General features: G+C 40.6%; 31 protein-coding genes, 1 tRNA gene and 3 pseudogenes. 9 read left to right on the top strand and 26 right to left on the bottom strand.

The window, feature by feature from the left end:
• Positions 1–52: 52 nt before the first annotated feature.
• From KUH03_RS40080 to KUH03_RS40110, 7 genes and pseudogenes are all read right to left on the bottom strand, one after another.
• A complete protein-coding gene (locus tag KUH03_RS40080) occupies positions 53–1,108 on the bottom strand; it encodes a RagB/SusD family nutrient uptake outer membrane protein (RefSeq protein WP_257090178.1) in 1,056 nt (351 codons plus the stop codon).
• Positions 1,017–1,601: a RagB/SusD family nutrient uptake outer membrane protein gene (locus tag KUH03_RS40085; RefSeq protein ID WP_257090179.1), complete on the bottom strand. Its 585-nt coding sequence runs from the start codon at positions 1,599–1,601 to the stop codon at positions 1,017–1,019. The genes KUH03_RS40080 and KUH03_RS40085 overlap by 92 nt, the downstream gene beginning before the upstream one ends.
• Before the next feature lie 18 nt (positions 1,602–1,619).
• Entirely contained in the window at positions 1,620–4,616 is a 2,997-nt protein-coding gene (locus tag KUH03_RS40090; protein ID WP_257090180.1) for a TonB-dependent receptor, read from the bottom strand.
• A 119-nt stretch (positions 4,617–4,735) separates the two neighbouring features.
• Complete coding sequence (locus KUH03_RS40095) at positions 4,736–4,888, bottom strand: hypothetical protein (RefSeq protein WP_257090181.1); 153 nt, start codon at positions 4,886–4,888, stop codon at positions 4,736–4,738.
• A 36-nt stretch (positions 4,889–4,924) separates the two neighbouring features.
• Positions 4,925–5,827 (bottom strand): FecR family protein, encoded by a 903-nt coding sequence (locus KUH03_RS40100; protein ID WP_257090182.1) that lies wholly within the window; start codon positions 5,825–5,827, stop codon positions 4,925–4,927.
• Between the two features lie 312 nt (positions 5,828–6,139).
• Complete coding sequence (locus KUH03_RS40105; RefSeq protein WP_257090183.1) at positions 6,140–6,685, bottom strand: RNA polymerase sigma-70 factor; 546 nt, start codon at positions 6,683–6,685, stop codon at positions 6,140–6,142.
• Between the two features lie 739 nt (positions 6,686–7,424).
• Positions 7,425–8,127, bottom strand: a pseudogene (locus KUH03_RS40110) (TIGR00730 family Rossman fold protein).
• 115 nt (positions 8,128–8,242) lie between these two features.
• Here KUH03_RS40110 and recR point away from each other — a divergent pair.
• A pseudogene (gene recR, locus KUH03_RS40115) lies at positions 8,243–8,856 on the top strand (recombination mediator RecR).
• Positions 8,857–8,935: 79 nt separating this feature from the next.
• On the opposite strand, the gene KUH03_RS40120 reads toward recR, so the two are convergent.
• The 5 genes from KUH03_RS40120 to KUH03_RS40140 form a co-directional block, all read right to left on the bottom strand.
• A complete protein-coding gene (locus KUH03_RS40120; RefSeq protein WP_257090184.1) occupies positions 8,936–9,130 on the bottom strand; it encodes a hypothetical protein in 195 nt (64 codons plus the stop codon).
• 11 nt (positions 9,131–9,141) lie between these two features.
• Complete coding sequence (locus tag KUH03_RS40125; RefSeq protein WP_257097790.1) at positions 9,142–9,522, bottom strand: oxygenase MpaB family protein; 381 nt, start codon at positions 9,520–9,522, stop codon at positions 9,142–9,144.
• Positions 9,523–9,548: 26 nt separating this feature from the next.
• On the bottom strand, positions 9,549–10,025 hold the full coding sequence (locus KUH03_RS40130; protein ID WP_257090185.1) for a hypothetical protein: 477 nt from the start codon (positions 10,023–10,025) through the stop codon (positions 9,549–9,551).
• Between the two features lie 61 nt (positions 10,026–10,086).
• Complete coding sequence (locus KUH03_RS40135) at positions 10,087–10,449, bottom strand: hypothetical protein (protein WP_257090186.1); 363 nt, start codon at positions 10,447–10,449, stop codon at positions 10,087–10,089.
• Positions 10,425–11,030 carry a hypothetical protein gene (locus KUH03_RS40140; RefSeq protein WP_257090187.1) on the bottom strand — a complete coding sequence of 202 codons (606 nt, stop codon included), beginning with the start codon at positions 11,028–11,030 and terminating at the stop codon, positions 10,425–10,427. The genes KUH03_RS40135 and KUH03_RS40140 overlap by 25 nt, the downstream gene beginning before the upstream one ends.
• 228 nt (positions 11,031–11,258) lie before the next feature.
• Here KUH03_RS40140 and KUH03_RS40145 point away from each other — a divergent pair, with 228 nt between their 5' ends.
• From KUH03_RS40145 to KUH03_RS40160, 4 genes are all read left to right on the top strand, one after another.
• Entirely contained in the window at positions 11,259–11,552 is a 294-nt protein-coding gene (locus KUH03_RS40145; RefSeq protein WP_257090188.1) for a hypothetical protein, read from the top strand.
• On the top strand, positions 11,549–11,962 hold the full coding sequence (locus KUH03_RS40150; protein WP_257090189.1) for a hypothetical protein: 414 nt from the start codon (positions 11,549–11,551) through the stop codon (positions 11,960–11,962). Before KUH03_RS40145 ends, KUH03_RS40150 begins: the two co-directional genes overlap by 4 nt.
• 91 nt (positions 11,963–12,053) lie before the next feature.
• Positions 12,054–12,287, top strand: a complete 234-nt coding sequence (locus KUH03_RS40155; RefSeq protein ID WP_257090190.1) for a hypothetical protein — start codon at positions 12,054–12,056, stop codon at positions 12,285–12,287.
• 54 nt (positions 12,288–12,341) lie between these two features.
• Positions 12,342–12,506, top strand: coding sequence for a hypothetical protein (locus tag KUH03_RS40160; RefSeq protein WP_257090191.1), 165 nt, complete (start codon positions 12,342–12,344; stop codon positions 12,504–12,506).
• 157 nt (positions 12,507–12,663) lie between these two features.
• Here the strand turns inward: KUH03_RS40160 and KUH03_RS40165 are convergent, their stop codons facing one another.
• A complete protein-coding gene (locus KUH03_RS40165; RefSeq protein ID WP_257090192.1) occupies positions 12,664–13,260 on the bottom strand; it encodes a hypothetical protein in 597 nt (198 codons plus the stop codon).
• A 522-nt stretch (positions 13,261–13,782) separates the two neighbouring features.
• Here KUH03_RS40165 and KUH03_RS40170 point away from each other — a divergent pair.
• The 3 genes from KUH03_RS40170 (at position 13,783) to KUH03_RS40180 (ending at position 16,877) form a co-directional block, all read left to right on the top strand.
• Positions 13,783–13,845, top strand: a tRNA-Thr gene (locus KUH03_RS40170).
• 400 nt (positions 13,846–14,245) lie between these two features.
• Positions 14,246–15,343: a slipin family protein gene (locus KUH03_RS40175; protein ID WP_257090193.1), complete on the top strand. Its 1,098-nt coding sequence runs from the start codon at positions 14,246–14,248 to the stop codon at positions 15,341–15,343.
• A gap of 112 nt (positions 15,344–15,455) precedes the next feature.
• A complete protein-coding gene (locus KUH03_RS40180) occupies positions 15,456–16,877 on the top strand; it encodes an RtcB family protein (RefSeq protein ID WP_257090194.1) in 1,422 nt (473 codons plus the stop codon).
• 122 nt (positions 16,878–16,999) lie between these two features.
• On the opposite strand, the pseudogene KUH03_RS49905 reads toward KUH03_RS40180, so the two are convergent.
• The 7 genes and pseudogenes from KUH03_RS49905 to KUH03_RS40215 all read right to left on the bottom strand — a co-directional run bounded on the left by KUH03_RS49905 (position 17,000) and on the right by KUH03_RS40215 (position 20,479).
• Positions 17,000–17,397: pseudogene (locus tag KUH03_RS49905) on the bottom strand (chloride channel protein).
• The gene (locus KUH03_RS49910) at positions 17,303–17,944 is read right to left on the bottom strand and encodes a chloride channel protein (protein WP_373564574.1); all 642 of its coding nucleotides are present in this window, start codon (positions 17,942–17,944) and stop codon (positions 17,303–17,305) included. Before KUH03_RS49910 ends, KUH03_RS49905 begins: the two are co-directional and overlap by 95 nt.
• On the bottom strand, positions 17,941–18,168 hold the full coding sequence (locus KUH03_RS40195; protein ID WP_257090195.1) for a hypothetical protein: 228 nt from the start codon (positions 18,166–18,168) through the stop codon (positions 17,941–17,943). Before KUH03_RS40195 ends, KUH03_RS49910 begins: the two co-directional genes overlap by 4 nt.
• A 271-nt stretch (positions 18,169–18,439) precedes the next feature.
• Positions 18,440–19,021, bottom strand: a complete 582-nt coding sequence (locus KUH03_RS40200; protein WP_257090196.1) for a GyrI-like domain-containing protein — start codon at positions 19,019–19,021, stop codon at positions 18,440–18,442.
• Positions 19,002–19,625 carry a YciI family protein gene (locus tag KUH03_RS40205; protein WP_257090197.1) on the bottom strand — a complete coding sequence of 208 codons (624 nt, stop codon included), beginning with the start codon at positions 19,623–19,625 and terminating at the stop codon, positions 19,002–19,004. The genes KUH03_RS40200 and KUH03_RS40205 overlap by 20 nt, the downstream gene beginning before the upstream one ends.
• A complete protein-coding gene (locus KUH03_RS40210) occupies positions 19,619–19,876 on the bottom strand; it encodes a hypothetical protein (RefSeq protein WP_257090198.1) in 258 nt (85 codons plus the stop codon). Before KUH03_RS40210 ends, KUH03_RS40205 begins: the two co-directional genes overlap by 7 nt.
• 45 nt (positions 19,877–19,921) lie before the next feature.
• The gene (locus KUH03_RS40215) at positions 19,922–20,479 is read right to left on the bottom strand and encodes a DUF4256 domain-containing protein (RefSeq protein WP_120257854.1); all 558 of its coding nucleotides are present in this window, start codon (positions 20,477–20,479) and stop codon (positions 19,922–19,924) included.
• A gap of 249 nt (positions 20,480–20,728) precedes the next feature.
• Here KUH03_RS40215 and KUH03_RS40220 point away from each other — a divergent pair, with 249 nt between their 5' ends.
• The gene (locus KUH03_RS40220) at positions 20,729–21,496 is read left to right on the top strand and encodes a DUF808 domain-containing protein (RefSeq protein ID WP_257097792.1); all 768 of its coding nucleotides are present in this window, start codon (positions 20,729–20,731) and stop codon (positions 21,494–21,496) included.
• A gap of 72 nt (positions 21,497–21,568) precedes the next feature.
• Here KUH03_RS40220 and KUH03_RS49915 read toward each other — a convergent pair whose 3' ends face one another.
• The 6 genes from KUH03_RS49915 to KUH03_RS40245 form a co-directional block, all read right to left on the bottom strand.
• Positions 21,569–21,751, bottom strand: a complete 183-nt coding sequence (locus KUH03_RS49915) for a WG repeat-containing protein (RefSeq protein WP_373564896.1) — start codon at positions 21,749–21,751, stop codon at positions 21,569–21,571.
• A complete protein-coding gene (locus KUH03_RS40225) occupies positions 21,673–22,572 on the bottom strand; it encodes a WG repeat-containing protein (protein WP_257090199.1) in 900 nt (299 codons plus the stop codon). The genes KUH03_RS49915 and KUH03_RS40225 overlap by 79 nt, the downstream gene beginning before the upstream one ends.
• A 71-nt stretch (positions 22,573–22,643) precedes the next feature.
• The gene (locus KUH03_RS40230; RefSeq protein ID WP_257090200.1) at positions 22,644–22,952 is read right to left on the bottom strand and encodes a hypothetical protein; all 309 of its coding nucleotides are present in this window, start codon (positions 22,950–22,952) and stop codon (positions 22,644–22,646) included.
• 208 nt (positions 22,953–23,160) lie between these two features.
• A complete protein-coding gene (locus KUH03_RS40235) occupies positions 23,161–23,412 on the bottom strand; it encodes a pentapeptide repeat-containing protein (RefSeq protein ID WP_257090201.1) in 252 nt (83 codons plus the stop codon).
• Positions 23,409–23,726: a pentapeptide repeat-containing protein gene (locus tag KUH03_RS40240; RefSeq protein ID WP_257090202.1), complete on the bottom strand. Its 318-nt coding sequence runs from the start codon at positions 23,724–23,726 to the stop codon at positions 23,409–23,411. The genes KUH03_RS40235 and KUH03_RS40240 overlap by 4 nt, the downstream gene beginning before the upstream one ends.
• A gap of 277 nt (positions 23,727–24,003) precedes the next feature.
• Positions 24,004–24,684, bottom strand: coding sequence for a hypothetical protein (locus KUH03_RS40245; protein ID WP_257090203.1), 681 nt, complete (start codon positions 24,682–24,684; stop codon positions 24,004–24,006).
• Positions 24,685–24,791: the final 107 nt, after the last annotated feature.

Here is a 24,791-nt window from a genome sequence, read left to right on the forward strand (position 1 = left end):
AAAAGGCCGCTTTAGTAAATTCAGTTCAACTAAAGCGGCCTCGGGTTGGTCACTAATAGCCTGGATTTTGAGTCAGGCTAGGGTTTGCCTGCATTTCCAATAATGGTATTGGTAGTAGGAGGCTATTTTGGTTAAAATTATATTTTATTGGAGTAGGGGCACTTACATTTCCTTCGTTACAGGTAAACTTGAGCTCGTTCAGCTTATTCATAACGTCCACCGTAACACCATAGCGATTTAGATCATCCCAACGTTGTCCTTCGAAAGCAAGTTCCAATCGGCGCTCATTGAGTATAATAGATTTCAGCTGACTTGCGTTGCCTGTTGTGATGTCGGGCAGCCCAGCACGGTGACGGATGATGTTAAGGGTATTCATTGCTTCGTTTGAATTGCCTAAGGCATTTAAAGCTTCAGCCTTTAACAAAACAATATCTGCCAGACGGAGCAGGTAGAAATGGTCTCCACTCTGAAAACTATTGGCGTGTTTTTGCTTGACATTAAAGGGGATTTTGGTATTGCTATCAGCACAAGGGTTCCAAAACTCATCAGCCCAAGGGACAGAAAAGAACCAGATATTGGCATTTTTTCGTTTGGTGTCACCCGCTTTGTCATAAGCATCTACAAGATCTTTAGAAGGAGTGCCATATCTGCGCCATTCATTTTCATTGATCAGTCCATTCCCATCCAGATCGGGGAAAAAGAAGGCACCTCCCCAACAACTTAAATTGGGACTTCCGGCAACATATGGGATTTCTATAATTGACTCATTGTTGTAGTTGTGTGCGCCATCAAAGAGGTCAGCATAGTTTTGAAGCAGCTGATAGCCACCTTTTCCGTTAATTACTGCATTTGCGTATTGGAGAACCTTGTTGTAATCCCGATCCGGGCGCTGTGCCCATATCTTGGTCAGGAGGGCATTTGCGGCACCTTTTGTTGCGCGAACTTTGTCGATCGAAGGTTGGCCAAATCCGTCTGGTAGATTGATTACGGCAACTTGCAAATCCGAATCTATAAAGTCATAAACCTCTTCTACAGTTGATCTTTTGATACGGATGACTTCTGGGTCTGTGCTGTTCGAGTGTTTTTCCAGTGGAACACCACCATACAATTTGACCAGCTGGTAGTAATGGAAAGCTCTCAAAAGGAGGCTTCCCTAAAATTTGTTTACGCCGCTCTTCTGAAAAGGTGGGGTCAGTGACTTTTCCCACATTGTCAATGACAATATTACATTTTGAAATGGCTCCATATAATTCTTCCCAATCCCTTCGAACCATGTCATTGGTATTGGTGATGGTGTTGAAATCAATTTGTCCAAAGTCAATCTCGCCACCACCCGCAGCGTGTGCATTGTCAGAGCGGATATCAGTTTGTAAAATCATCTCCCATTGGTAGTAATTGGCATTACTTCCTGGTCTTGTGCCATTTCCGATGAATGAGTTATAAGCGCCATTCATCGCTTTTTCGATATTATCACCTGTCAGGTAAGCATTTTCACTGGTTACCGTAGATGTTGGTTGTACGTCCAAAAACTTCTTACAGGAAGTGAAGGATAGGGATGCCATTAAGGCTATTGTGAGCGACGTATATAGATTAGATCTCATGTTATTCAAATTAAATGGTTAAAAGGTTAAGTTTAAACCAACAATAAAGGTGCGTGCTTGTGGTGAAGTACCGAAATCAATACCCGGAGACATATTGGAGCTCACAACTTCTTGATTGGTTGCACTGTACATACTGACCTCGGGATCTAAACCGGAGTACTTGGTAAAAGTCAATAGGTTTTCACCGGTCACGTAGAAACGCAGCTTATTAATTTTCCATTTCTCCAGGACCTGTTTGGGTATGGTATAGCCGAGTGTTAACGATTTTAATCGGAGATAGGAACCCTTTTCAACAAATCGGGAAGAGATTTTGGTATTGTAATTATCCTCCGTGGTGTTTAAATCGGGACGTGGCATCGTGCTGTTCTTATTTGTTGGACTCCAACGGTTAAGGACTTCCGCACTTTGGTTTCGAGGCTCCCACATACCTTCTGTATAAATACGTGTTGCATTGAGGATGTCGTTACCCTGTACACCTTGCAAGAAAAAAGATAAATTAAAGTTTTTGTAACTGAAATCGTTTGTCATCCCGTAAGAAAATTTAGGTGTAGCATTACCAATAACAGCCATATCGCTCGTCTGAAGGCCTGCATCGGGATCAGCCATCTGATAGATCATATCGCCCGTTTCCGGATTGACACCCTTGGCTACGTATCCCCAAAAGGTGCCTAAAGCAAGGCCTTCTTTGGCGATGGTACTGTTTCCACGACCGTCAATATTACCATCGTAATAGGTGCCGCCATCAATATTCAGAACTTTGTTGCGATTGAGACCAAAGGTTAGGGTTGTATTCCATTTGAAGTCCTGGACAAAATTCCGGCTACTTAATTCAAACTCAAAACCTTTGTTCTGTAGATCGCCAAGGTTCCTGAGGACTTTGGCATATCCCGAACTATAAGGTACACGCGAATCAAGTAAAAGTCCTACTGTTTTCTTTGCGTAATAGTCTGCCGCAATAGTCAATCGGGAGTTTAGAAAGCTCGCATCAAGACCAATATCTGTCTGGTTGGTTGTTTCCCATTTCAAGCTGGGGTTGTCCAGCGTGATTGGTGTGTAGCCCGGTACAACCTGATCACCAATGACGTACGATCCTGTCACATCTATTAAGCCAAGATAGGCGAAGGCCGGTATCTGGCTGTTTCCGACTTTACCCCAGCTCGCTCTGATCTTTAAATCGTTGACAGTATTTTTCCAGGCTTCGAAGAAACCCTCATTTGATATACGCCAGCCTGCTGAAAAGGAAGGGAAATAGCCCCAGCGGTTGTTGGGGCCAAATACCGAAGATGCATCTGCTCTTAAATTGGCCGTAAATAAATAGGTGCCATTATAATCATAACCGATTTTGGCGATACCAGAAACGGTCGTGATTGTAGCATCCTTTGCAGTAGGCATCCTTGTAATCATCGATCCGCCATTAACGGTATGGATCGCTGGATTAGCAAAGTTCTGTGTACTTATACTTGAACCTGTTGTTTGTGTTTTGGTGGTAATATACCCCAATAAACCAGTGAAGTGATGTTTTTCATTAAAGGTCTTATCATAGTTTAGGGTATTTTCAGACATCCAATACTGATTGTCCTGTTGGTCGAGCTGGGCCATTCCCTTATATTTCCGGCCTTCGGTGGTACGAAATGGATCGACAAAACTGCGGTATTGGTTGTTGTATTTCTCGTAGCCAAATAAAGTTTTGAATTTTAGTTCAGGGAGGATATTCGCCTCAGCAAAGATATTTCCGGTAAATCTATTGTTGACATAAGAATGTTCATTTCCGGTAGCCAATGCTACAGGATTATCAAGATCTGTATAAAAAGGGTCTACGGTAAATGCGCCTTTGTCACCGTAGATTCCAATCACTGGGGAACCTAAATAAGCATTCATAATAACACCATTCCGTGTATTTTCGGGAATATCCACATCATACCAGCGGTTATAAGACATGCTCGTTCCTACTTTGAATATCTTGTTGATCTGATGATCGAGATTGACTTTGAAATTGACTTTGTTAACTGTATTTGTAATGACGGTACCATTGTCTTTCTGATACGATCCTGAGATGTAAAACCCGGTCTTTTCATCGCCGCCACGTACAGAGGCCTGATATTTTTGGCTATGCCCCATGCGGAACAATTGATCTGGCCAATTGGTATCGGCTGAATATTTGGACCAATCGGTTGTTTCTCCAACTTCGGTCATCAGATCTTTGTATTGCGCAGCATTTAATACCTTTGGTCTTTTCCAGATTGTTGAAAAACCCTGATAAGTTTCGAAATTTACTAATGTTTTACCATTATTCCCACGTTTGGTTGTAATGAGGACGACGCCATTGGCACCCGAAGAACCGTAGACAGCTGCGGATGCGGCATCTTTTAACACCGAGATGCTCTGTATATCTGAAGGATTGAGTTCGGAGATATTTTCGGTAGGAACACCATCCAGAATATACAAGGGGTTGCTACCGGCAGTGATTGTCGACGTTCCGCGTACACGGATAGAGAAACCAGCCTGTGGCTGACCCGAGGATTTGACGATTTCTACCCCAGCCATTTTCCCTTCCATGGCACTAGCTAACTGGGTTACCGGTCTGTCTTCAATATCCTTTGTGTTCATGGTAGCAATCGCTCCGGTAATATCTTTCTTCTTCTGCGTTCCAAAACCTATCACAACGATCTGTTCCAATTGGTTATTTGCCGTTTTCAGTTGAACCGTCAAGGGGTTGCTGTTGCTGATCGTATTATTTACCGTTTCATAACCTACAGAACTAAAGCTTAGTTGTTGTGTCGGTGCGCCTTCTATACTAAACTCGCCTTTACTGTTGGTTTCGGCCTGACGGCCATTATCTATATTTCGGATGGTGACGCCCGCTAGCGGTTTTCCGTCCATATCAACCACTTTCCCTTTGATCAGCTGTTGGACAGTTTGATTATTTGCCTGGGCTATATCAATTTTCCTCTTTAATACAATGGTGTTGTTGACGATTTTGTACGAATACGATAGTTCTTTTAGGTTGTCATTCAAAATCTCTTCAATGGAGCCGTCCGTATGATGGATCAGAATCTTTTGATTGTCATTGATCTGAGAATTGTCGTAAAGAAATACGTAGGAACTTTGCCGTTCGATTTCTCGCGCAAACTTTGCTAATGTATATTCTTTGTCATGTAATTTGATTTTGATTGACTCACCAAGGCGATAGCCTTGTTATTGACAGTCGCTAGGCACTGGATGGCAAGTAGGGCACCAAATAGTTTTGCCCGTTTATGCGCAAAATGATTCGTTGTAACTTTATACATAATTTAGTTGGTAAATGTGTTCTATATTTTTATACGTTAGAGTTCTACTTCAATTTTGTTGTTTTTTAATTGGCATTTAATATCGAGGAAGTTGAGTGTTTCAATCAATTGTTGCGCGGTGGAGTTGCGTTTTATTTTTCCGGTCAGTTCACGTTTTTCATTGGTTCCTTTGTAGATGATATCCACATTATACCAGCGTTTTATAGCAGATAGGGCTTCCTTGACCGGTGTAGATTCGAAATAGAAGAAGCCATTTTTCCAGGCTATCGCTTCTTCAATGTTCACGTCCTGGACAAGTAAATTGTTATTCCTGCTGAATGCGGCCTGACCTGGTTTTAACATCTTGGATCGACCGGATTGTGTCACCTGTACTGAGCCTTCGACAAGGGTGGTCCTGTTGTTCTCGTTCGGATAAGACTGTACATTAAAATGCGTTCCGAAAACCCGGATGATCTGCTGGTCTGCATTGACGTAGAAGGGTTTTTTCTTATCTGGTGTAATCTCAAAATAAGCTTCACCGGACAATGTTACCTCCCTGTTGTTGGATGCGAAAGTCTCGGGAAAGGTCAGTTTGGAGCCTGCATTTAACCATACCTTACTGCCATCTGCAAGTATGATATTATATTCTGTACCGATCGGTGTTTCTATGGTATTTGTTCTATGACCAGGATTGCTGTTTCCGGCGGTAAACTGATATTGAACCGTACCTTCGGCGGTCGTCGTGATCTTTACCTTTGCATCTTGATGTAGAATATGCTGTTTATTGTCGGATAGATCTATTTTGGTTCCATCTGCCAAGATTAATACAGCAGCTTTTGTCCCAGGATGAACCACTTTTTGAACTGTAGCTATTTTCGTTACTTGCTCATAGTCCGTGTGCTGTACGAGATAAAGCGGAAGTCCAAATAGGAGTAACAATGCCGCAGCAATTCCAGCCAATTTGTACCATCTGGAAATCGGTTCGATTTTGGAGCTTTCTATTTGCTGTTTGATATTCGAAAATAAACGTTCCTTAAGCTCTTGCTCACTCGTTGCGATTTGCTCGGGAATAGGGAGGGGGCTTCATTGTTTTCTTTATACCATTGCAGTAAATACGCCTCTTCTTCTTCCGTACAGGTGCCTTGAAGCCATTTATAAGCTAATTGCTTAATATCAAATTGATTGTTATCAACCATATTTAGGGGTATTTTCTATATAGTTCCCGAAATATGGCGGTACCCTGACAGTCGGGTGAAAAAAATTATAAAGTAATCAGAAAACGCTGAATACCAGTGCGTATTTTTTTAGGGCACGACTTAATTGGGTTTCAACTGTCTTCACGGAGATATCAAGTTCATCCGCAATTTGTTTGTAAGTCAGTCCTTGTTCACGGGATAGTTTGAAAATAAGCTGGCATTTCTCGGGTAAGGTTGAGACAACTTGTTCCAACCGGGCTCGCAATTCCTCAAATTGAAGCCAATCTTCGGTGGAGTTATCAAAATCTACCCAATCGTTATCCTGTTGAAAGGCTTCTCGTTTATAACGCTGTGCCAGATATTTAAAGACCTTGTATTTCACAGCGACAGCGAGATAGGAGGAGACGTTGCTCTCTATATGCAATTGCTGTCTTCGGAGCCAAATAGAAGTGAAGATATTCTGAACGATTTCCTGTGCATCCTCCAGCGAATCTGTTTTTCGGGCAGCCTGATAGTAGAGCTTCTTCCAGTAGCGCTCATACAATGCTTCAAAAGCGATATTATCATCCTGTTGAATCAATAGAATCAACTCTTCATCCGAATGGCTCCCACTATCTTTCATCTGACACAATAATCTGTTTTTCTTCGGTTATGTTATCTGACTATATAATTTGTGTTGTAAATGTAGTTACTAAATTAGGAATATTCCAATTTTTAAAATTAATATTGCCAGCCCAATTGTATAAGGTATTGTCTGTTTTGGCCTCTCGGCCTATAGTTCGTTCGTTTTTCAGTAAATAAGCTAGGCGTTGAGCTTGGTTAGAAGATCTGAAAGGATGAATAATCGTAGCGGTGGACGCTGCTCTTATATACAGCTGAATGCGCTTTATTGTGTTAGGTTTGGTTATCTAGTAGTTAAAATGGATAAAGGCGTCAATTTTTGTATTTTATCTGTTTTCAGTAGTCTAATATCTCGTTTAAAGCACTGTTAAAGTACATTTCGTTTTGTAACAAAATAGTACTTTATCTGTGCTTCATCTGTACTTAAGAGGTACTATATCCGTACTGGGGAAGTGAGACCGCTATATACCTGCATCGAACGAACTGATAAGTTGTGCTTTTTTTTAACTGATGTATTTGAAATATTTCTTTTTGTTTAAGGTTAAAATGCTGTTTATTTATGCCTGACAAACACGAAGTGAAGTAGTCGTATCAATGCGAATAAAAAGTTTTAATGCTAGGATAGGCCTGATTTTCATTAGGATGGAAGGCTGCGGATAGATGGCGTGTGCATGAAAACACAAAAAGAGTACCCAAATTGTTTAGATACTCTTTTTGTGTTTTATTTAATCTTATAGCGATTAGAAGTTCGGTTTCAACAGATACTTATCATAGAAACGGAAAATATGATCTGCTGCTTCTTCAGCTGTATCAACGATGCGATAAAGTTTGAGATCTTCTTCACTGATATATTTGTTTGATAACATGGTATTTTGCACCCAGTCCATAAGGCTTTCCAGTACTCTGAACCAACCAATACAATTGGGAAGCGGGCAATCTTACCTGTTTGAATCAAGGTAATCGCTTCAAAGAGTTCATCCATTGTTCCAAAACCACCAGGCATAACGATATAACCTTGGGAGTATTTCATAAACATTACTTTTCGTACAAAAAAGTATTTGAACTCAAGTAGTTTATCCCGATCAATATATTTGTTGTGAAATTGTTCAAATGGAAGTTCAATATTCAAACCCACGGATTTTCCGCCAGACTCATAAGCACCTTTATTCGCTGCTTCCATAATCCCGGGCCACCTCCAGATATAATACCATATCCACGTTCAGTTAGTAGCGCGGCGATATCTACAGCCATTTGATAATATTTGTGTTCACGTGGTGTGCGTGCCGAACCAAATATGGATACACAGGGGCCAATTTTAGCCAATTTTTCAAATCCGTCCACAAATTCTGACATGACTTTAAAAATCTGCCATGAATCTTTAACCTTAATTTCCTGCCATGTTTTGTTCTCAAAAGCGCGGATAATTTTATCTTCTTTTGTAATGTCCATATATAACGTTATACATTTAATTTCTAAAACCCATTTTTTTCAAAAGGAATACAATATAGCTATTTTTTTAATACTAGCTACTTTTTGCGATTATTCTTACATTTGCATTATGAATTTTTCTTCTAAACTTCTTGAGAACGCGGTTGCGGAATTTGGTAAATTACCGGGTGTGGGACAAAAGACAGCCCTAAGGTTGGTCTTGCATTTATTGAAGCAATCCGATCCCGAGGTGGCCCGTTTTACGGCGTCCATCGACCGTTTGAAAGAAGACATTCAATATTGCCAGGAATGTTTTAATATTTCGGATCATGCGACCTGTGAAATATGTGGATCGTTTAAACGTGAAAAGAGCCTCATCTGCGTGGTGGAAGATACACGTGATGTTATGGCCATTGAAAACACAAATTCTTACCAAGGTGTTTATCATGTATTAGGGGGCTGATTTCGCCAATGGACGGAATAGGTCCTGCTGACCTTAAAATTGAAGGACTACTCAACCGTATTCAACGAGGTGGTGTTGAGGAGGTTATTTTAGCGCTTTCAGCAACGATGGAAGGGGACACAACCATCTTTTATCTGTACCGGAAATTGCGCGAGTTCAATATCAAGATTACAACAATCGCGCGCGGTATCGCATTTGGAGGTGAATTGGAATATGTCGATGAGCTCACCTTGGGCCGGTCAATCGCCACCAGGGTACCTTACGAGCGTCATGTTGGCTAGTTGTATTTCAAATAGATCTGTTTGACTCCCTCATGGACTTTTCGGCCTTTCCGTATTTGTTGTTGCCTAACCTCATCCTTTAGGATCTGGCTATTTTCTTTTTGTTTTTAAGAATGTTGAAGTAGGCAATCTTACCGATCGTTGTCTTTTCCAGTCCCAATAGGTTGCAGGAGTAATTTCCTAGGAGATAGTTGTTATAGTACAAATGTACCTCCCGCATTAATTTTCTGCCAAACTTGCTTGTCGGGTAAGCTGCATGTACGGGTTCTTCCATAAGGGCCCGGGCTAATGCAATGCTGTCCTGATCGCCTTCTTTTGGGTCATGGTCCAATAGTATAGGGCTTTGATGGCTTCTTCCTCCGTGTCTGGAAGCAGATCCAATGGAATACCCAATAAGCTCCCGATATACTTCCAAAGGTGCATAATTCCATTTATTTCGCTTTCTAATAAATTGAATTTCATTTGTTTAAGACCTATTAGATAAACTAATGAAAAACCTAAGTTTGTTGCCAGCATATCCCACGTATTTAAAGGGATACCCCATTTGTCAGTGTCCCAATCGCCATGTTTCAATATATTCAAGCGAGCGAAGGAATGGATACATCGCGTCAATAAAATGGCTTCAAAGCCAATACCACCTTTTCGTAATGCCTGGTCAGCGGTGATGTCGACCCAAAATGTTACCGTCTCGGTTAAGCGTTTGACGGCACCTTTTTAAGTGCTCCAGTAAAAATCAAGGGTTTATTGATCGCGCTGGATTCATAACCACCCATGAGACAATAATCGCGTAATACAATGAGTCCAGTCAATCCTGAGCGCTGACTGAGCGCAATTCCCTGTTGTACTTTCTGCCAATCGAGCCACTGAGGCTCTATAGTCAAGGTGTTCATAAAATCCGAAATCAGTTTATCGTAAATGCTTTCGATGGCTTTGCCCTGCAGGTAATCCCGAATCAATTGTTGCCCTTTTGTAAAGCCAATTTTCAGATGTAAATGTTCTACCAATCGGTCGCAGGCCTCATCGTACTGATATAACAATGGAATATACTGATCCGCATCGGCCAGATTTGGTTTATTGGGCAACTTATCTAGCAACTTAACACCGATACCCTTAGTCCAATAATAGGAAAAGGAGGTTGTGTTAATTTTATAGCGCTCGGGGATTTTCATTTTTAAATGGGATACCTAACTTGGAATCAACTGATCTGTTATCGATTTTAAATGGATGAATTTATTGAATTGTCCATAGTGTATAACTTCCTTCTGCATAGATTTTTTTATCTTCTTTTGTAAAGTTAAAATCCATGTAATCTGTCTGGCAGGAAGAGATATCGCTACAGCAGAATTGTCGGGAAATTTTGAAATGAAGGCGAAAGGAACCCTTTAGTGTCATGCGATCAAAGAGAATATTGCTGATGCTAAAATCTGTCAGTGTCGGAGCACCATCTTGATCATCGAGTTGACCAACAACATGATCATTAATCAGTCGCTGCTGTTCGGTGCCTAATAAGTCTGAGAATTGTATTGGATCGTTTCGCAGCGATTCAAAGTTGCTGTCTCCTGTTATTGTTAATTGTATGCTGATATCTGCCATGTCTTACTATACATTAAATGCTCTCCAGTTAGGGATGTACAAGTTATAGATCGCTTCTGATTCTTTCTTGTTTTTTTGGAAAATTTACAAAATGCTGCTAAAACAACCAGATTAATCTGTTCTTTATCAAAATCGATCAATCGGGATGAAAAATGGATTTCATTGCCCTTGATTTTATAATTCCTGTTAGATAGCTTGCCTATACGGATTGCTGAAATTGCGTAGTTGTCCAGCTGTTCTTCCCAATAAGTTATCCTTTTGATCAGTTCATTGTATAACAATTCCTGACTCCAGGACTTGAGCAACTTGAGTGTATTTACAATCTTTCGTTGGTGAACGCAGATACTGCTTGATTTAAGTTCAATAACAGGTGCCGCTGAGGTATGAAAAACCTTAACCAGATAGGGTTTTGTAAATAAATGATAGGGATTTTCCAGGTAGGAATAGGACTGATCATGTCCGGAAGGTGTTGGCGGATGGAGTCTGATATATTGCTTGAGGGAGGCAATATCATAAAAGGCGGTGCATACACACGAAAGGGGGAATCTGTCCCTTGAATTTGGATATAATCTTTGTCCCAACTGACTATTTCATAAAAATTGTGATCAATTTCAATCTGCATATTACGAAAGTGGTGTTTTATAAAACGAGTTCAAAGTAACTATATTTTTATATTAAACACAGGATTAAGAGAAAATTCATGCAGACTTGATATTTTCGACCACAGCCATAATATTTACAAATGTTGTGATAATATCTACAAAGCAAAAGGGGCTAAATAGCTTAGCTTTGAAAAAAATGATATTTTCATGAATGAACTCAATCAGCACAGCGAACAGTATACATTAGAAAATGTACGATTGGAAACAGGTTTTCTCTATCGTGAAGGGAAAATTGTTGGAACTGATACGGCACTCTTTACGGTAACAATAGCGGGCGGTAAGATAAAGGAAATTCGGCCGGGTCAGACTACAGTTGGCTCTGGTGGATTTGATGCGAAGGAAAATTGGCATTACCCGTCTTTAGGGATATGCACATCCATTTGGATAAAACCCTTTATGGTCTACCTTGGAAGGCTGTATTTCCTAAAAATAGAACCGTGAAGGATATGATTGCCCGCGAGCAGGAAATTATTCCGGAACTGCTTAAAACCTCGGTGGAAAGGGCTGAAAAGCTAATCATGTTGCTACAGGGTTACGGAACTAATTTTGCAAGAACACATTTTAATGTCGATCCAACCTCTGGAAGCAAATCATTAGCAAATCTATTGCGGGCATTGGAACATGTGAAAGATTCCTTTGGCGCAGAATTGGTTGCTTTCCCACAACATGGCTTATATTATACGGACTCCGCTGGGCTGATGAAGGAAATTGCCGCTTGGGATAAGGTTGATTTTATAGGTGGTCTAGATCCCTATAGTATCGATGGAAGTATCGAAAAACCCATGGACTTGACTGTTCAGTTAGCTTTGGACAACAAAAGGGAATCGATATCCATCTGCATGAGGGGGTGAATCTGGTGTCAAAACGATCCATTACTTAATAGATAAAGTACTTGAGAATCCCGCACTGCAGGGACGGACATTTATCAGTCATGCTTTTGCATTGGGCTATATGTCTCAAAAAGATCTTCAATATACAGCTGAACGCTTGGCTTCCGCCAAGGTCGGTATTGCGAGTTCAGTCCCGTTTCGCAATATGCTGATGCCGCTGCCTCAACTGCGGAAAGCAGGAGTGGAGGTACTTACCGGAAATGATAATGTACAGGATCACTGGGGACCTTTGGTAGTGGCAATATGTTGCAAAAGCAAACCTTGCTGCGCAACTCTATGGTTATGAGACGGAATTTGATCTGTCCGTTGCCTACACTATGCGACAAATGGAAAATTACCTTTGGACGATAGTGGTCAACAAGTATGGCCAAAGGTAGGAGATGAAGCGAGTTTCCTATTGGTGGATGCAAGCTGCTCTGCTGAAGCTGTATCACGTATCTCAGCTGTCGATGGCCTACTGCACAAAGGGAATATCGTCAAGTGGAGCAATTCGCCCCAAATTTAATCGGCCTACACGCCCCATTTATTGTTTTATTATATTGCCACTTTTTATCCGTTAGTGATAAAAAGTGGCTTTTTTGAATTGTCTGTCAGCTCGGTATACTGGTCAGAAAGAACCTTACGTTGATTATTCTGGCTGTGCTGCGGAAAGCACGAAGATTTTATTGTACAAAGCTTGTCTTGCAATAATCTATTTTATAGTTGCTGTTTTCAAGAACCAGCTGAACCTCATTTTGCGTTTTTATATTGTTACCATAATCTATAAATACGCTGTACTTGTCTGTGCTTAGCTTCTTTATTTCGACGGTATTAATGGCTAGGGCATCATCATTACCTCGGCCGAATAACCACATTTCCTGCGTGTAGAGCGGGTAAATTTTTCCCCACTTCGCTTTGTATCGCGCTTCCGCCTCCGGTAATTCTGCGTCTGTTAGATTGGAGGGGCCATAGATTTCATTGGCATCTGCTAAGAACTCCATAAAACGTGCCGTGCAGAGGGCTTCTTCCTTGTCCAGATAATAGCAATACTTCCCTGATTTATCATCATTGCAGTGAAAAATGTGCTCCAGCCATACTTTGGCTGGATCAAAATCTGTTGTTGACTTTACCTGATCGCTGGCTTTGGCAGTATCAGTGCTACTTTTTGTTGTTAGGCTGTCGCCAGCGGGCTTTACAGTATTATTTTTAGGCTTTGAACCCGTGCAACTTGTAGCGACAAAATAGATAGCCAGTATAACCAATAATGTTTTTGCTCTCATTTAGTAAATTCCAATTAATTATAACGGTGTAAAAATAGCACTTATATCAGAAAGCTTTCTCATGGAAATCAGTGATATTTATTGTTATCTAATGATCATCTATGCAAATCTCTCGTCTAGTCACTGTTAATCTACGCAATATAAATGCGCAATTTGGGCTCTAATTTTTAATGCTAACATTTGTTTTTAAATTTTTATAGCTTATTATCAGTATGTTGTGCTTGTTTTTGTTATTTTATTTGTGTTTTATTTTATTGCGCAAATGGTCTGCATGTTAACAGAGCGATCTTTGTAATGTCAGCAATGATAAACGTTCTTTGATGAAACTAGCAAAATGCTTTTAAGATATGTACTTCTTTTTAGGAGAAGTATAAAAGACTCTTATTCTTTGATTTGCATCCTAGTCTCCTGTTTCTGTATAGCAGGATAGTATTGTTCCCCATGGGACTCAATATACTGATAAAAAGAGGAGAATGAGAGAAGGTTGCCAGGGTTGAAGGTTCGAATCCTTCCCTCGAAAGAGGTAGCTCAAGGGTAGAGCACGGCAGTTCCGTTGTAGGTCGCAGGTTCGACTCCTGCTCCTGAGCAATCAGGATAGTTCAGCTTGGTTAGAACAACAACTCAATCGTGTGGGTTCGAATCCCACTTCCATTTTCGGATGGAATAGCATAAGGGTATTGCACAGAATTTAGGTTCTGGTTTTGAAAGTTATACCTTCTTTAAAAAGGTTACTTAAATAAAGCTTGCTATAGTCTGTCCGGCACTGAGGAGAACTTCGTTTTCTTCATGGCAGTCGGTGTGGAGCCCGTGATCGGGAACATCTCATACAGAGACGATACAGGAAGAGCGTTGTCGTGGATCGCTAAGGCGGCCATTTCGAGCGCTTCTACGGTAAAGCTCCGTATGGGCTCTTTTTGATCCCGCTCGGCATTGATGGACAGCTCATAGCAAGTTTTGTCATTAGAAAATAGTATAAACAATAAATATGATGAAAAGAGTACAAGTAAATGTCAATGAAATTGGATTGGTGGTTAAAAATAACCAAGTTATCCGTGTATTGGAAGCCGGTAAGTACTGGTTGGGTTTCAGTGAAAAACTGGAGGTATACAATAGGGCAAATTCGTTTCCGTCTAACCATAACATTGATGTGCTCTTGCAGGTGGAGGGCTTTCGTGAACTGGTGGATATTGTCGAAGTGGCGGATACGGCAATTGCGCTGGTTTTCTTAAACAATAATTTTGAAAAGACCTTGGCAGCAGGTAGACATGTGTTCTGGAAAGGGTTGCAAGTGCGCAAATTTCAGCTGGAGGATATTTCGGAGATCGAAATACCAGTTTCTGTCAACCGTCAATTGTTTGAAAAGCAAACGTTGGCTTATTATATCCGTCAATACAAAGTTGAACCAAATGAAAAAGGATTACTTTTTGTTGATGGCGTGTTTACAGAAATTTTGGATTCAGGAACGTATTACTGGTGGAAGAACGCAAAGACTATTGCGGTGTCAAAAGCAGATATGCGTGTGTTAACTTTGGATGTGGTAGGTCAGGAGATTCTATCGCGGGACAAAGCGCAAATACGGATCAATTTCACGTTGCAATATCAAATCGTTGATATCGTCAAAGCGTTATTGGATAATAAGGAATATGAGAAGCAATTGTATGCTGTGATGCAATTAAACCTTCGGACATATATCGGTCAGATGACGCTGGATGAACTGATGGACAAGAAGACAGAGATAAGCACTTATATTTTGCAAAATACGATGGAGTATATTGCTGGATTAGGCTTACGTCTATTAACTTGCGGAGTCAAAGATATTATTCTGCCAGGGGATGTCCGTGATATCATGAACCAGGTGTTGATCGCTGAAAAGCGCGCTCAGGCAAATATTATTATGCGCCGTGAAGAAACTGCTTCGACTAGAAGTTTGCTGAATACTGCAAAACTTATGGAGGAGAATGCAATGTTGTTTAAATTGAAGGAAATGGAGTATGTGGAGAAAATTGCCGAAAGGATCAATAACATCTCTATTTCGGGAAATGGGCAGATTGTAGATCAATTAAAGCAGTTGTTTGTGAAGTAACAACAAAGGGAAGTTAATAAAATTGAGGATAAAAGAGGTGCGGGTAGCAATTGTAAAGAGGTATTGCTACCTGCTTGGGATTGGAAAGATCCCCTTGTTAAAAAAGATGAAAATGGAAAATAAAAGAATTAATGGCAATGATCTGATTGCATTAGGATATAAAGAGAACCATACATTGGGTGCTGCGTTGAAAATCAACAGCAAGCGACATGGTTTTACGCGAGCAGAAATGTTAGCCAAATTTAAATCTGTGCTGGAAAATCCAACAGCGTATACTGAAGATATTATTTTCAGTGTGTTGGCAGAGGCCATATTAGGACAGGATATTGTTGATGCGACATTAATTGCATTGAATGAAGATCCTGTGGAGTATACGATTTATGGCGCGTCCGGAATAGAAGCAGGAGCTAAAGAACAGATGAAAGTAGCCATGAAGATGCCGGTTACTGTTGCTGGCGCTTTGATGCCCGATGCCCATCAAGGGTACGGACTGCCGATCGGCGGTGTATTGGCCACTGATAATGCTGTAATTCCTTACGGAGTTGGCGTTGATATTGGTTGCCGAATGGCTTTGTCCATCTTTGATCTGCCAGCATCCTTATTGGATACAGATGCGGCGACATTAAAAGAGACTATTCTGAAACATACGCGATTTGGTGCCGGAAATGGCTATCTGAAGCATGAACGTGTGGATCATGCCGTCCTGGACAATAAATTGTTTGCAGAAAATGATCTGCTTAAATCCTTAAAAGATAAGGCATGGACACAGTTAGGTTCTTCCGGTGGAGGGAATCACTTTGTGGAATTTGGGATTGTGGAGTTTGTTGAAAAGGACGAGGTGCTGAACGTTGATAAAGGACTTTACCTGGGTTTGTTGACACATTCGGGATCCCGGGGTCTAGGCGCAACTGTGGCTGCTCATTACACCAAATTGGCGAAGACTTTATGTAAGTTACCCTATCAAGCTCAAAATCTGGCTTATCTGGATTTAAATACAATGGAAGGACAAGAATATTGGTTGGCAATGAATCTGGCTGGTGATTATGCTTCGGCCTGCCATGAAGTTATTCATGACAAGATCAAAGATGCTTTGGGGGCGGAGTTACTAGCCAAAATTGAAAACCATCATAATTTTGCATGGAAAGAGACCTGGAATGACCGGGAGGTTGTGGTACACCGAAAAGGAGCTACTCCTGCGGCAAAAGGCGTAATGGGAATTATCCCGGGTTCCATGGCTACTCCTGGATTTCTGGTGCGCGGAAAAGGGGAGATGGCTGCTATCCAATCGGCATCTCATGGTGCAGGACGATTGATGAGCCGTACACAAGCAATCAAGACGCTTTCCGCTGCTGAGTTGAAAGATATGCTTGCTGATCGGGGGATTACACTTTTGGGAGCCGGGATGGATGAAGCACCCATGGCCTACAAAGACATCCATACCGTCATGGCCTCGCAAGAGGAGTTGGTGGACGTCGTCGCAAAGTTCTCACCAAAAATTGTCCGTATGGCTGATGATGGTAGCCGCGAAGATTAGGGGTATTTTGAAGCTTTATTAAATTAAATAAAAGGATCAAATTCTTAATGAATTTTGATCCTTTTTCTTGTCTGTTAGTATTTTCAATTTGGAGACAGACCCCTTGAAGTCAATGCTGGCTGTTAGTTATGGGCGACTTCCTTGTAGGTATATACATTATAAGGATAGATCCTTTTGGAAAGTATTTTGGCGATGACACTTACCACTAATAAGGGTGCAAATAGTAGATAACCTGAAGGGACGATGCTGGCAATAATGAAAATCGCAGTAAATGGTGCATGGATGGCAGCAGAAAGCATCGCTGCGGCTCCAAATAGTGCAAAATTAATGACAATAAGATGGGTGCCCAGATAGTGATTGCACAGTTGCGCAAAAATACACCTAAAAGTGCGCCTGTTACAATACTGGGGGCGAAGACACCTCCATCACCACCAGCCCCTAGGGTAAGTGCTGCTGCAAGCGGTTTTAATAGGACTAATAGCAGTAACGGGAAGAAAGTAGAGCCAATTGATAGATCCATGTAAACTACTTTCCAGGATTTCTCCGAGACCGTGATAGCTGTCTCCATATAGGGCTGGCAAAAAGAAGATCAAGATTCCCACTGTAATGGCTCCCAAATTGACCCGGATAAAATTATTCTTTATTCCGGCAAAGAAAGATTTTGCATAGATCACAATTTTAGTGAAATACAAGGCTAATAGACCAGCGATTAGGCCTAGTAAGACGATAAAAGGGACGGCCTGCCAGTGCCATTGCTTCGCTGCAAAGTTGAACAAAGGACTGTCATCCATATAGTGTACGAATAGCGAGGCGACCAACATGGAGCTGATGCCACTGATCAATAGTGTTTTGTTGTATTTTCTGGCGATGACTTCAAAGGCAAATAACAAGCCACCAAGCGCACTGCCAAACAATAGTGTTACACCGGCAATAACACCCGCGCAGATCAGTTCTGTTTTATAGGCCCAAGCAGGGTGAAGACGCTTATAGGCCTGGTTTCCTACAGTGGCTGTGGCTACTACAGTAGAAACTTCAATACCAGTTGATCCGCCAAAAATAACGGTCAAAAAGCCGTTGATATAGTGGGATGGTATTTTGAAAAAGGCAAATGATCCTTTCGTGTTTCCAGCGTTGTGTAAATCTCCTTGATTCCTTTGTTTTTCCGGTTTTGAAAAGCATACTTTCGTAGAAAATATATTGCCGTAATACCTACACTTGGTAATAGGATAAATAGTCTAGGATCCCAGTTTAAAACGCCTTCAGCTATTTTTTCCTGTACATATCCGGTCATATGTTTCAGGCTGAAAGCGAGTAGGCAACATAGCAGGCTTACGAAAACTGAACTTCCGATTAATTTTATGTAGCTGTATCGTACGATTTTCTTACGGTGGGCTGTGGTGTCCTGCATATTAGTTTAATTAAATCGGCACAAAGGTAAAAGATATTTTGGCTAAAATAAATGCAAGAAAGGTCCGACATACGTTTTGTTACATAAATAAAAATTGTCAGGGCAATAACAGGCTTGACTGTTATTGCCCTGAATGATGTAACAAAATCTTTGGCTATTGGAGTGCAATGAAAATATCAACCTTTGCCTGCTCTGGGTTTTGTGCTTCCTCACCGTATATTTCAAAATCTGCTGAAAATGCTCTTGGAAGACCGGCTTCCCAGATGTTTAACCAGGCATCGTAAACAATACCTGCCGCCAGGTTTCCTTCAGCCTCAACATGATGATACAGACTTTCTTCGATGCGTATGCCATCCATATCTTCCGGGAGATCATCAAGATGAGCGACCTTACAACCTAATAAAGTTGTGTAGGGCAAGGTGTGATCCCTTTCGTATTCTGTGTAAACACAATAGAGCTCATTGGATACTTTATTTGGAATCCGGTTCATGATATCATTTTCGAAAAACCGGGCCCATAGTTCAGGAATATCTTTGGCGGCTTGATTGTTCTGATTGCTTGTACGTATAGCAATTCCAATAATATTGAAAGAAGGTATAGATCTATTTTCCATGCGTTTTATATTTTTCTCAAAAATAGATTTGACAGCTGACAACAGCATGTCATTAGGGAATGCTGGATTGAAAAAATAGATTCTTCCCAATGGATCCAAAATCTTAGGTAGGTAGTAAATCAATGTTCTTTTTCCATATTTTTTCAGAAAAAGGTAGGTATTCGGATAATGCTGCTGAGCCGTACCAAGAATAGTATAGGGGTTCCAAAAGACCATTTTTAATTGCTGGATCTGTCTGAAGTATTTCTTTGGCCTGTTCAATTGTTGCAACCTTATTGAGGATAAAAAGACCTCGAAAGCCACTGTCATTTTTTCCAAATGGGCCAGCTACAATCAGCTGCCCATTCTTGACCAAACGGCCAATATTTTCCATATGTCCTTTAAAGCTTTCGCCGATCAGTTGTTTATCTGTGGTTTTATTTTGGCCAGTTTTTAACAGCACGAAAATATAACTTTTCATCCCATAGTCGTCAGCGCCCAACTTGGTAGCTAAGTCGCGATCATAATTGGGGTTTTCACTCAGACTGTCAGTTTTTATTTTGTGGACATAAAAAGCATGTGCTTTTCCGGATTTCCCTTCAACTGAAATATGAATACGGTCTCCGGCAAGCTGTTTATAACGTATTCGGTTGGGAAAATCGTGGTGCTCATTGATAAACGAATAGGTGCTATCCTTAAAAGTCAATTCAAAGTCTATTTCTTTTCCATTATTTTGACCGATTACCAAAGCGGTGTAAATAACTTTGTCGCCGAGTTTTTGATTTTCAGATACTCACTGACGATTTTTTGGCCATTTTTAATGCTGTAAGAAACACCCTTTAATTCACCGTCGCTCATGCGATCCCAGTGTTCATAGCGTTCTTTATCGGCTACTTTCCAGGTGCCCTGGAGAAACGCGGGAAAGGGGGCTTGCGCGAATACTGATCGCGAAAACAAGATGCAGATGAGGCTAAACCATAAGATGATAGACTGTTTCATTTTTTGATGTAATCTATTTTAAGTTAGCTTTTTATTCTTTTTTGGTTAAACGTATAATACTGCTCTAAAGCCACGTGCGGCATAGTAGGAGATAGCGCCATTGTGGTAGGTGAAAACATGATCATACCGGCGGTCACAGAATAGGGCGCCTCCGAGTTTACGGATATCGGCCGGTGTCTGTATCCAGCTTGATGTTTTCAGGTCAAATTGCCCCAGCGTTTGTAACTGTCGATATTGTTCTTCCGTTAGCAATTCGACTCCCATCTGTTTAGCTGTTTCCATGGCACTGCCTACCGGTTTATTTTCCTTTCTGGAATCCAATGCGGACTGGTCGAAACACAAACTCCTTCTTCCTTTTGGGGTTTCCTCGGCACAGTCAACAAACAAATAAGCAGCATTAACCGGATCTATTCCGATAACATCAGGTTCGCCACCACTCTGCTCCATTTGATGTAGGCTCCAGATCTTGGTCGGGTTTTCTTCCAGTTTATGTTGTATCTGCTCCCATACAAGATCCTGATGTCTGTTCATATTCGTATCAAACCGCTGCTTCAGCACTTTGTATAATGCTGCCTGATCCGTAGCTGAAAGTGATTTTTTCATATTTGGTATAATTTGAATCTAAAATACACAATTAAAATAAATCTGTTTATAGTCGATTATTGTAATCCAATTAAATTACTTATTTGGGAATTGAATTAAATTTATATTTTTACGTTCAAATTTTTAATAAAATATGGCTTCAGGAATATTTGCAATATTAGATGATATTGCGGCTTTAATGGATGATGTTGCAGTTGCTAGTAAGATAGCAACAAAAAAACAGCTGGAATTCTGGGTGATGATTTGGCCGTGAATGCGGAGAAAGCTACCGGATTCTTAGCATCTAGGGAATTGCCCGTTCTGTGGGCCATTACAAAGGGATCTTTAGTGAATAAACTGATTATCGTTCCCATAGCTTTACTACTGAATGTCTTTTTTCCAATAGCCATCAAATATATCTTGATCTTGGGTGGATTTTATCTGGCCTTTGAAGGGGTTGAAAAGATTATCGAGTATTTGTTCCATCGTAAACATGAGACCGGCGAATCCAATGTTGAGGAGGTTGTCGAAGAGAATAATATGGATGCTGAAAAGTCAAAAATCAAGGCAGCTATTACGACTGATTTTATTCTTTCTGTGGAAATCGTGATTATTGCATTGGGAACGGTACTTGATAAAAGTCTGACCTTGCAAATCATTACTGTTTGTGTGGTTGCTTTGCTTGCTACAGTTGGCGTTTATGGCATTGTAGCATTGATTGTCAGGATGGATGATGCTGGATATAAGTTGATTAAAAGTGCAAAGGAAAAAGGGCCATTGGCCAGTTTAGGCAGATTGCTGGTTCGCGCTTTGCCTTTTATTATCAAATTATTGGCTGTGGTAGGTACGATTGCCTTGATTTTGGTTTCGGGTGGTATCTTTTCGCATTATATAGATTTTCTACACCATGCATTACCTAATTTTCCAAGTATGGCTAAGGAATTTTTGTTCGGCTTGGGCGGTGGTATTATCGCGGTGCTGCTTTTTACAGTAGGTAAGAAAATTTTCGGCAAAAAGAAGACAGTAAGCGCGAATTAATAGCGTAAATAGATAAAAAAATAGGGCTGGTAATCTTTACCAGCCCTATTTTTTTGAATAGCCGGTTATGCTTTAGATTTCTTCGGCTACCGCTTCAGCAGCTGCATCCAATTCGACCTGTTCACCTTTTGTATTGATTAGAATGACGTCATCTGAGCCTTCTTTCGAGACGGATGCTACACCATCGCTAAATGCTGTTGCACCGCTGTAGATAAAAGGAATGGCAATTTTCCCTGACCATTTAAATAGCCGTATTTGCCGTCTTTACTCGCAAGGAAAAGATTCGGTTCTTCGGTTATTGAAATAAAATCATAAGCCGGAGCCAATGTTTTGTTTGTTTTAATATCAACGAGACTGTATTTGTCATTTTCGACACTAATAAAATGTGTGCTATTATTCTCGGAAATGAAACTATAGCTAGCCGGTACAGTTATTTTTCCAGCTTGATTTAAAATGCCATATTTTTCATTTTGTTGAAAAACAGCGTAACCACCATTGATAAAGGAGATCATATCGTAATTTGCCGGAATAAGGACTTTACCTGCCTTGTCAAGTATCCCATATTTTTCTTTTAGACCGAATAGAAATTGTGCCGAATTATCATCATAGCTTAAATATTCGTATTGAAAGGGGATAACTGCTTTTCCTGCAAGGTTGATTGCACCATATTTCTCATTTTTAAACTGGACCACACTGATTTCACCTACAAATGGTGTAATGTAATGATATTGGGCAGGCACGATGATTTGTTGCGCATTATCTTGCAATCCCATAAGACCTGAGGTACTGTCTTCAAATAGGTAAAGGTTTTCCGCCATTTGATTGCTTTCCTCACCCTCTTGGCCTTCTTCGTAGATAGATTCCACTTGATCGTAGTCTTCGGGAACAATAAAGTCATTGTCATTTAACTGACTGTTTGCGACACTTTGTGCGACAATATCTACGCCAAGAGGTGTGGTTACCTGAAGTACGGCGCCTGGAATTTTTTTGAAGATATCAAAACCTTCCCAATAGATAACAGGTAGCTTCTCGCTATACCAGATGGACAAGTTGGTATTACCTTCAATATCTTCCATATTGGGAAGCTCAATCTGTGCCAGTTTGCAAGGATAACCCGCAATGGTTTTAGTTTGACCGGGAACTAATTTTATGGAGAAGGAGGTTGCGTCCTCTTCGTGTACGGTGTATTTCGATAGGGAGGGATAAAGGATCGTTGATTTATCTTCATTCTTTTTCGCAAGAAAATGGACTCTTGTCCCTCCGCCGAAGATATAACTTTTATTTTGTCGTTACTGACGTATGCCTCATAAAGTGAAACAGGGCCTTCTTGCTCCGTGCCGCCACTGTTGTTTGCGAATACAATAGCATAACTAATTTTAAATGCCTTATTGACCTGCGCGAAAGATACCGTACTGGCGGCCATTAATACGGCGAATGATAAGAATGTTTTTTTCATCTATATAAATTTGCTTTTTTGGTGAGGAAATTATCATGAGCTCATATGCACAAGGTATATTCGCTATCGTAAGGGCATGACATTTTTCATCTACCTAAAATTGATAGGCAAATATGATGATTTAGAATAGGCTCTTTTATCCCTGAAATCCGTTATTTCGTAATTTCTTGCTAAAGATTTCTTCTGGAGCGAGATGATTAAAATCTTATCAGTCGATCAGCAATTGATATTTGGCGAGCAAACCGGGTAATTGCTCTGATTCAAATTTGCTCTTTTTCATATGATTTGTTTCTGGATCCAGCTGGATATTCATGGAGGTACGAAAATCACAGCCTTCCAGGTTGCATTGTTCAAATCGGGCACGCAGAAAGTCGCAATCTTTAAAGATTACCTGTTGAAGGTTCGCTTTTTCAAAATCGACATGCTGTAATGAACACTGTTCAAATTTGAATTTCTTCATATTTCGTTCAAAAAAGAAGCATAGTCGAGCATGCTATTTTTCACTTCGATATGGAAAGAGAAGGAGCTGCATTCGTTGAATTGGATCCCCAACATCTTACAGTCTTGGAAAACAATATGATCCAATTGAGTTCCCTTGAGCTTAATGTTGGATAAATTACAGGATTTAAATTCACAATCTGTAAAGATCAGATCTACCAATGCCGCATTTTGGAAATCGCAATATTCAAACGTGCATTTATAAAATTCTTTAATTTGCTGCAATTCGCTATTGAAGCTTACTTTAGAAATCGTCTGTTCTACCAGTTCATCCATGATTTTTCTGCTGCGTAAATATTGGGATTGATTACCTGCGAAAATACATTTTTATCGTGGATAATGAAAGGGGCGTTGATAAAAAATGGCTGACTTCAGGGAGGAAAACAGGTGGTAAAGGGTGTAACTTTGGCCTAGCTTCATCGTTGTATATTTGGTGGCTAGAATATCGTCTAATAGAACTCTGGTAGGTTTTTATATAGGTTGTGAAAGGGGCGCCGTTTAATGGCGCCCTTTTTCTATTTGTTCATTTCATGCTTCTTCAGCAATGTCAATACTAATTGTTTTTTAAATATTGTCTTAGTACATATTGTAAGATACCATCATTCTTGAAGTATTCTATTTCTATGGCTGAATCCAGTCTCGCTTTGACTTGAAATGTTGTTGTCTTTCCATTGTCGTGTACAGCTTTTACATCGAGCAGTTTATGTGGTGTTAGCGCATTTGCTAAGCCAGTGATGGTATAGACTTCAGTGCCATCAAGTCCGAGTGTTTCAGCATTTTCTCCATTGATAAAAACGAGTGGAGCTACGCCCATACCGACAAGATTACTTCGATGTATGCGTTCAAAACTTTCGGCAATCACAGCCCGTACACCAAGGAGAAAAGTGCCTTTGGCTGCCCAATCACGGGATGAGCCCGATCCATATTCTTTTCCCGCTAAGACAATCAAAGGCGTATCTGTTTTGCGATATTCCATTGCAGTATCGTATACTGTTTTTACTTCATTCGTCGGGAAATACCTACTAAAACCGCCTTCCTGGTCGGTGATTTTATTTTTAATCCGCACATTGGCGAAGGTGCCACGCATCATGACTTCATGATTACCGCGTCGGGAGCCATAGGAGTTGAAGTCTTCTTTATTGACCTGGTGAGACTTGAGGTATTTTCCTGCTGCAGTCTCTTCTTTAAAAGATCCGGCAGGAGAAATATGGTCCGTTGTGACTGAGTCTCCCAAATAAAGTAAGACTCTCGCATGCTGGATGTCCTGAATAGGTGCCGGAGCAGCCTGTAAATTCTCAAAAATGGGGATTCTTTGATATATGTCGATGTGTCATCCCATTG

This window comes from Sphingobacterium sp. E70 (genome assembly GCF_019285695.1).
GTDB lineage: Bacteria > Bacteroidota > Bacteroidia > Sphingobacteriales > Sphingobacteriaceae > Sphingobacterium > Sphingobacterium detergens.

Bases quoted from the DNA above. Each gene is read 5' to 3' on its own strand.
- KUH03_RS40085 (WP_257090179.1), bottom strand. From the start codon at position 1,601: ATGAGATCTAATCTATATACGTCGCTCACAATAGCCTTAATGGCATCC.
- KUH03_RS40095 (WP_257090181.1), bottom strand. From the start codon at position 4,888: ATGTATAAAGTTACAACGAATCATTTTGCGCATAAACGGGCAAAACTA.
- KUH03_RS40105 (WP_257090183.1), bottom strand. From the start codon at position 6,685: ATGAAAGATAGTGGGAGCCATTCGGATGAAGAGTTGATTCTATTGATT.
- KUH03_RS40120 (WP_257090184.1), bottom strand. From the start codon at position 9,130: ATGGAAGAACCCGTACATGCAGCTTACCCGACAAGCAAGTTTGGCAGA.
- KUH03_RS40130 (WP_257090185.1), bottom strand. From the start codon at position 10,025: ATGAAAATCCCCGAGCGCTATAAAATTAACACAACCTCCTTTTCCTAT.
- KUH03_RS40135 (WP_257090186.1), bottom strand. From the start codon at position 10,449: ATGGCAGATATCAGCATACAATTAACAATAACAGGAGACAGCAACTTT.
- KUH03_RS40145 (WP_257090188.1), top strand. From the start codon at position 11,259: ATGAATGAACTCAATCAGCACAGCGAACAGTATACATTAGAAAATGTA.
- KUH03_RS40165 (WP_257090192.1), bottom strand. From the start codon at position 13,260: ATGAGAGCAAAAACATTATTGGTTATACTGGCTATCTATTTTGTCGCT.
- KUH03_RS40175 (WP_257090193.1), top strand. From the start codon at position 14,246: ATGATGAAAAGAGTACAAGTAAATGTCAATGAAATTGGATTGGTGGTT.
- KUH03_RS40180 (WP_257090194.1), top strand. From the start codon at position 15,456: ATGGAAAATAAAAGAATTAATGGCAATGATCTGATTGCATTAGGATAT.
- KUH03_RS40195 (WP_257090195.1), bottom strand. From the start codon at position 18,168: ATGACCGGATATGTACAGGAAAAAATAGCTGAAGGCGTTTTAAACTGG.
- KUH03_RS40210 (WP_257090198.1), bottom strand. From the start codon at position 19,876: ATGAAACAGTCTATCATCTTATGGTTTAGCCTCATCTGCATCTTGTTT.
- KUH03_RS40215 (WP_120257854.1), bottom strand. From the start codon at position 20,479: ATGAAAAAATCACTTTCAGCTACGGATCAGGCAGCATTATACAAAGTG.
- KUH03_RS40225 (WP_257090199.1), bottom strand. From the start codon at position 22,572: ATGGAAGATATTGAAGGTAATACCAACTTGTCCATCTGGTATAGCGAG.
- KUH03_RS40230 (WP_257090200.1), bottom strand. From the start codon at position 22,952: ATGAAAAAAACATTCTTATCATTCGCCGTATTAATGGCCGCCAGTACG.
- KUH03_RS40235 (WP_257090201.1), bottom strand. From the start codon at position 23,412: ATGAAGAAATTCAAATTTGAACAGTGTTCATTACAGCATGTCGATTTT.
- KUH03_RS40240 (WP_257090202.1), bottom strand. From the start codon at position 23,726: ATGGATGAACTGGTAGAACAGACGATTTCTAAAGTAAGCTTCAATAGC.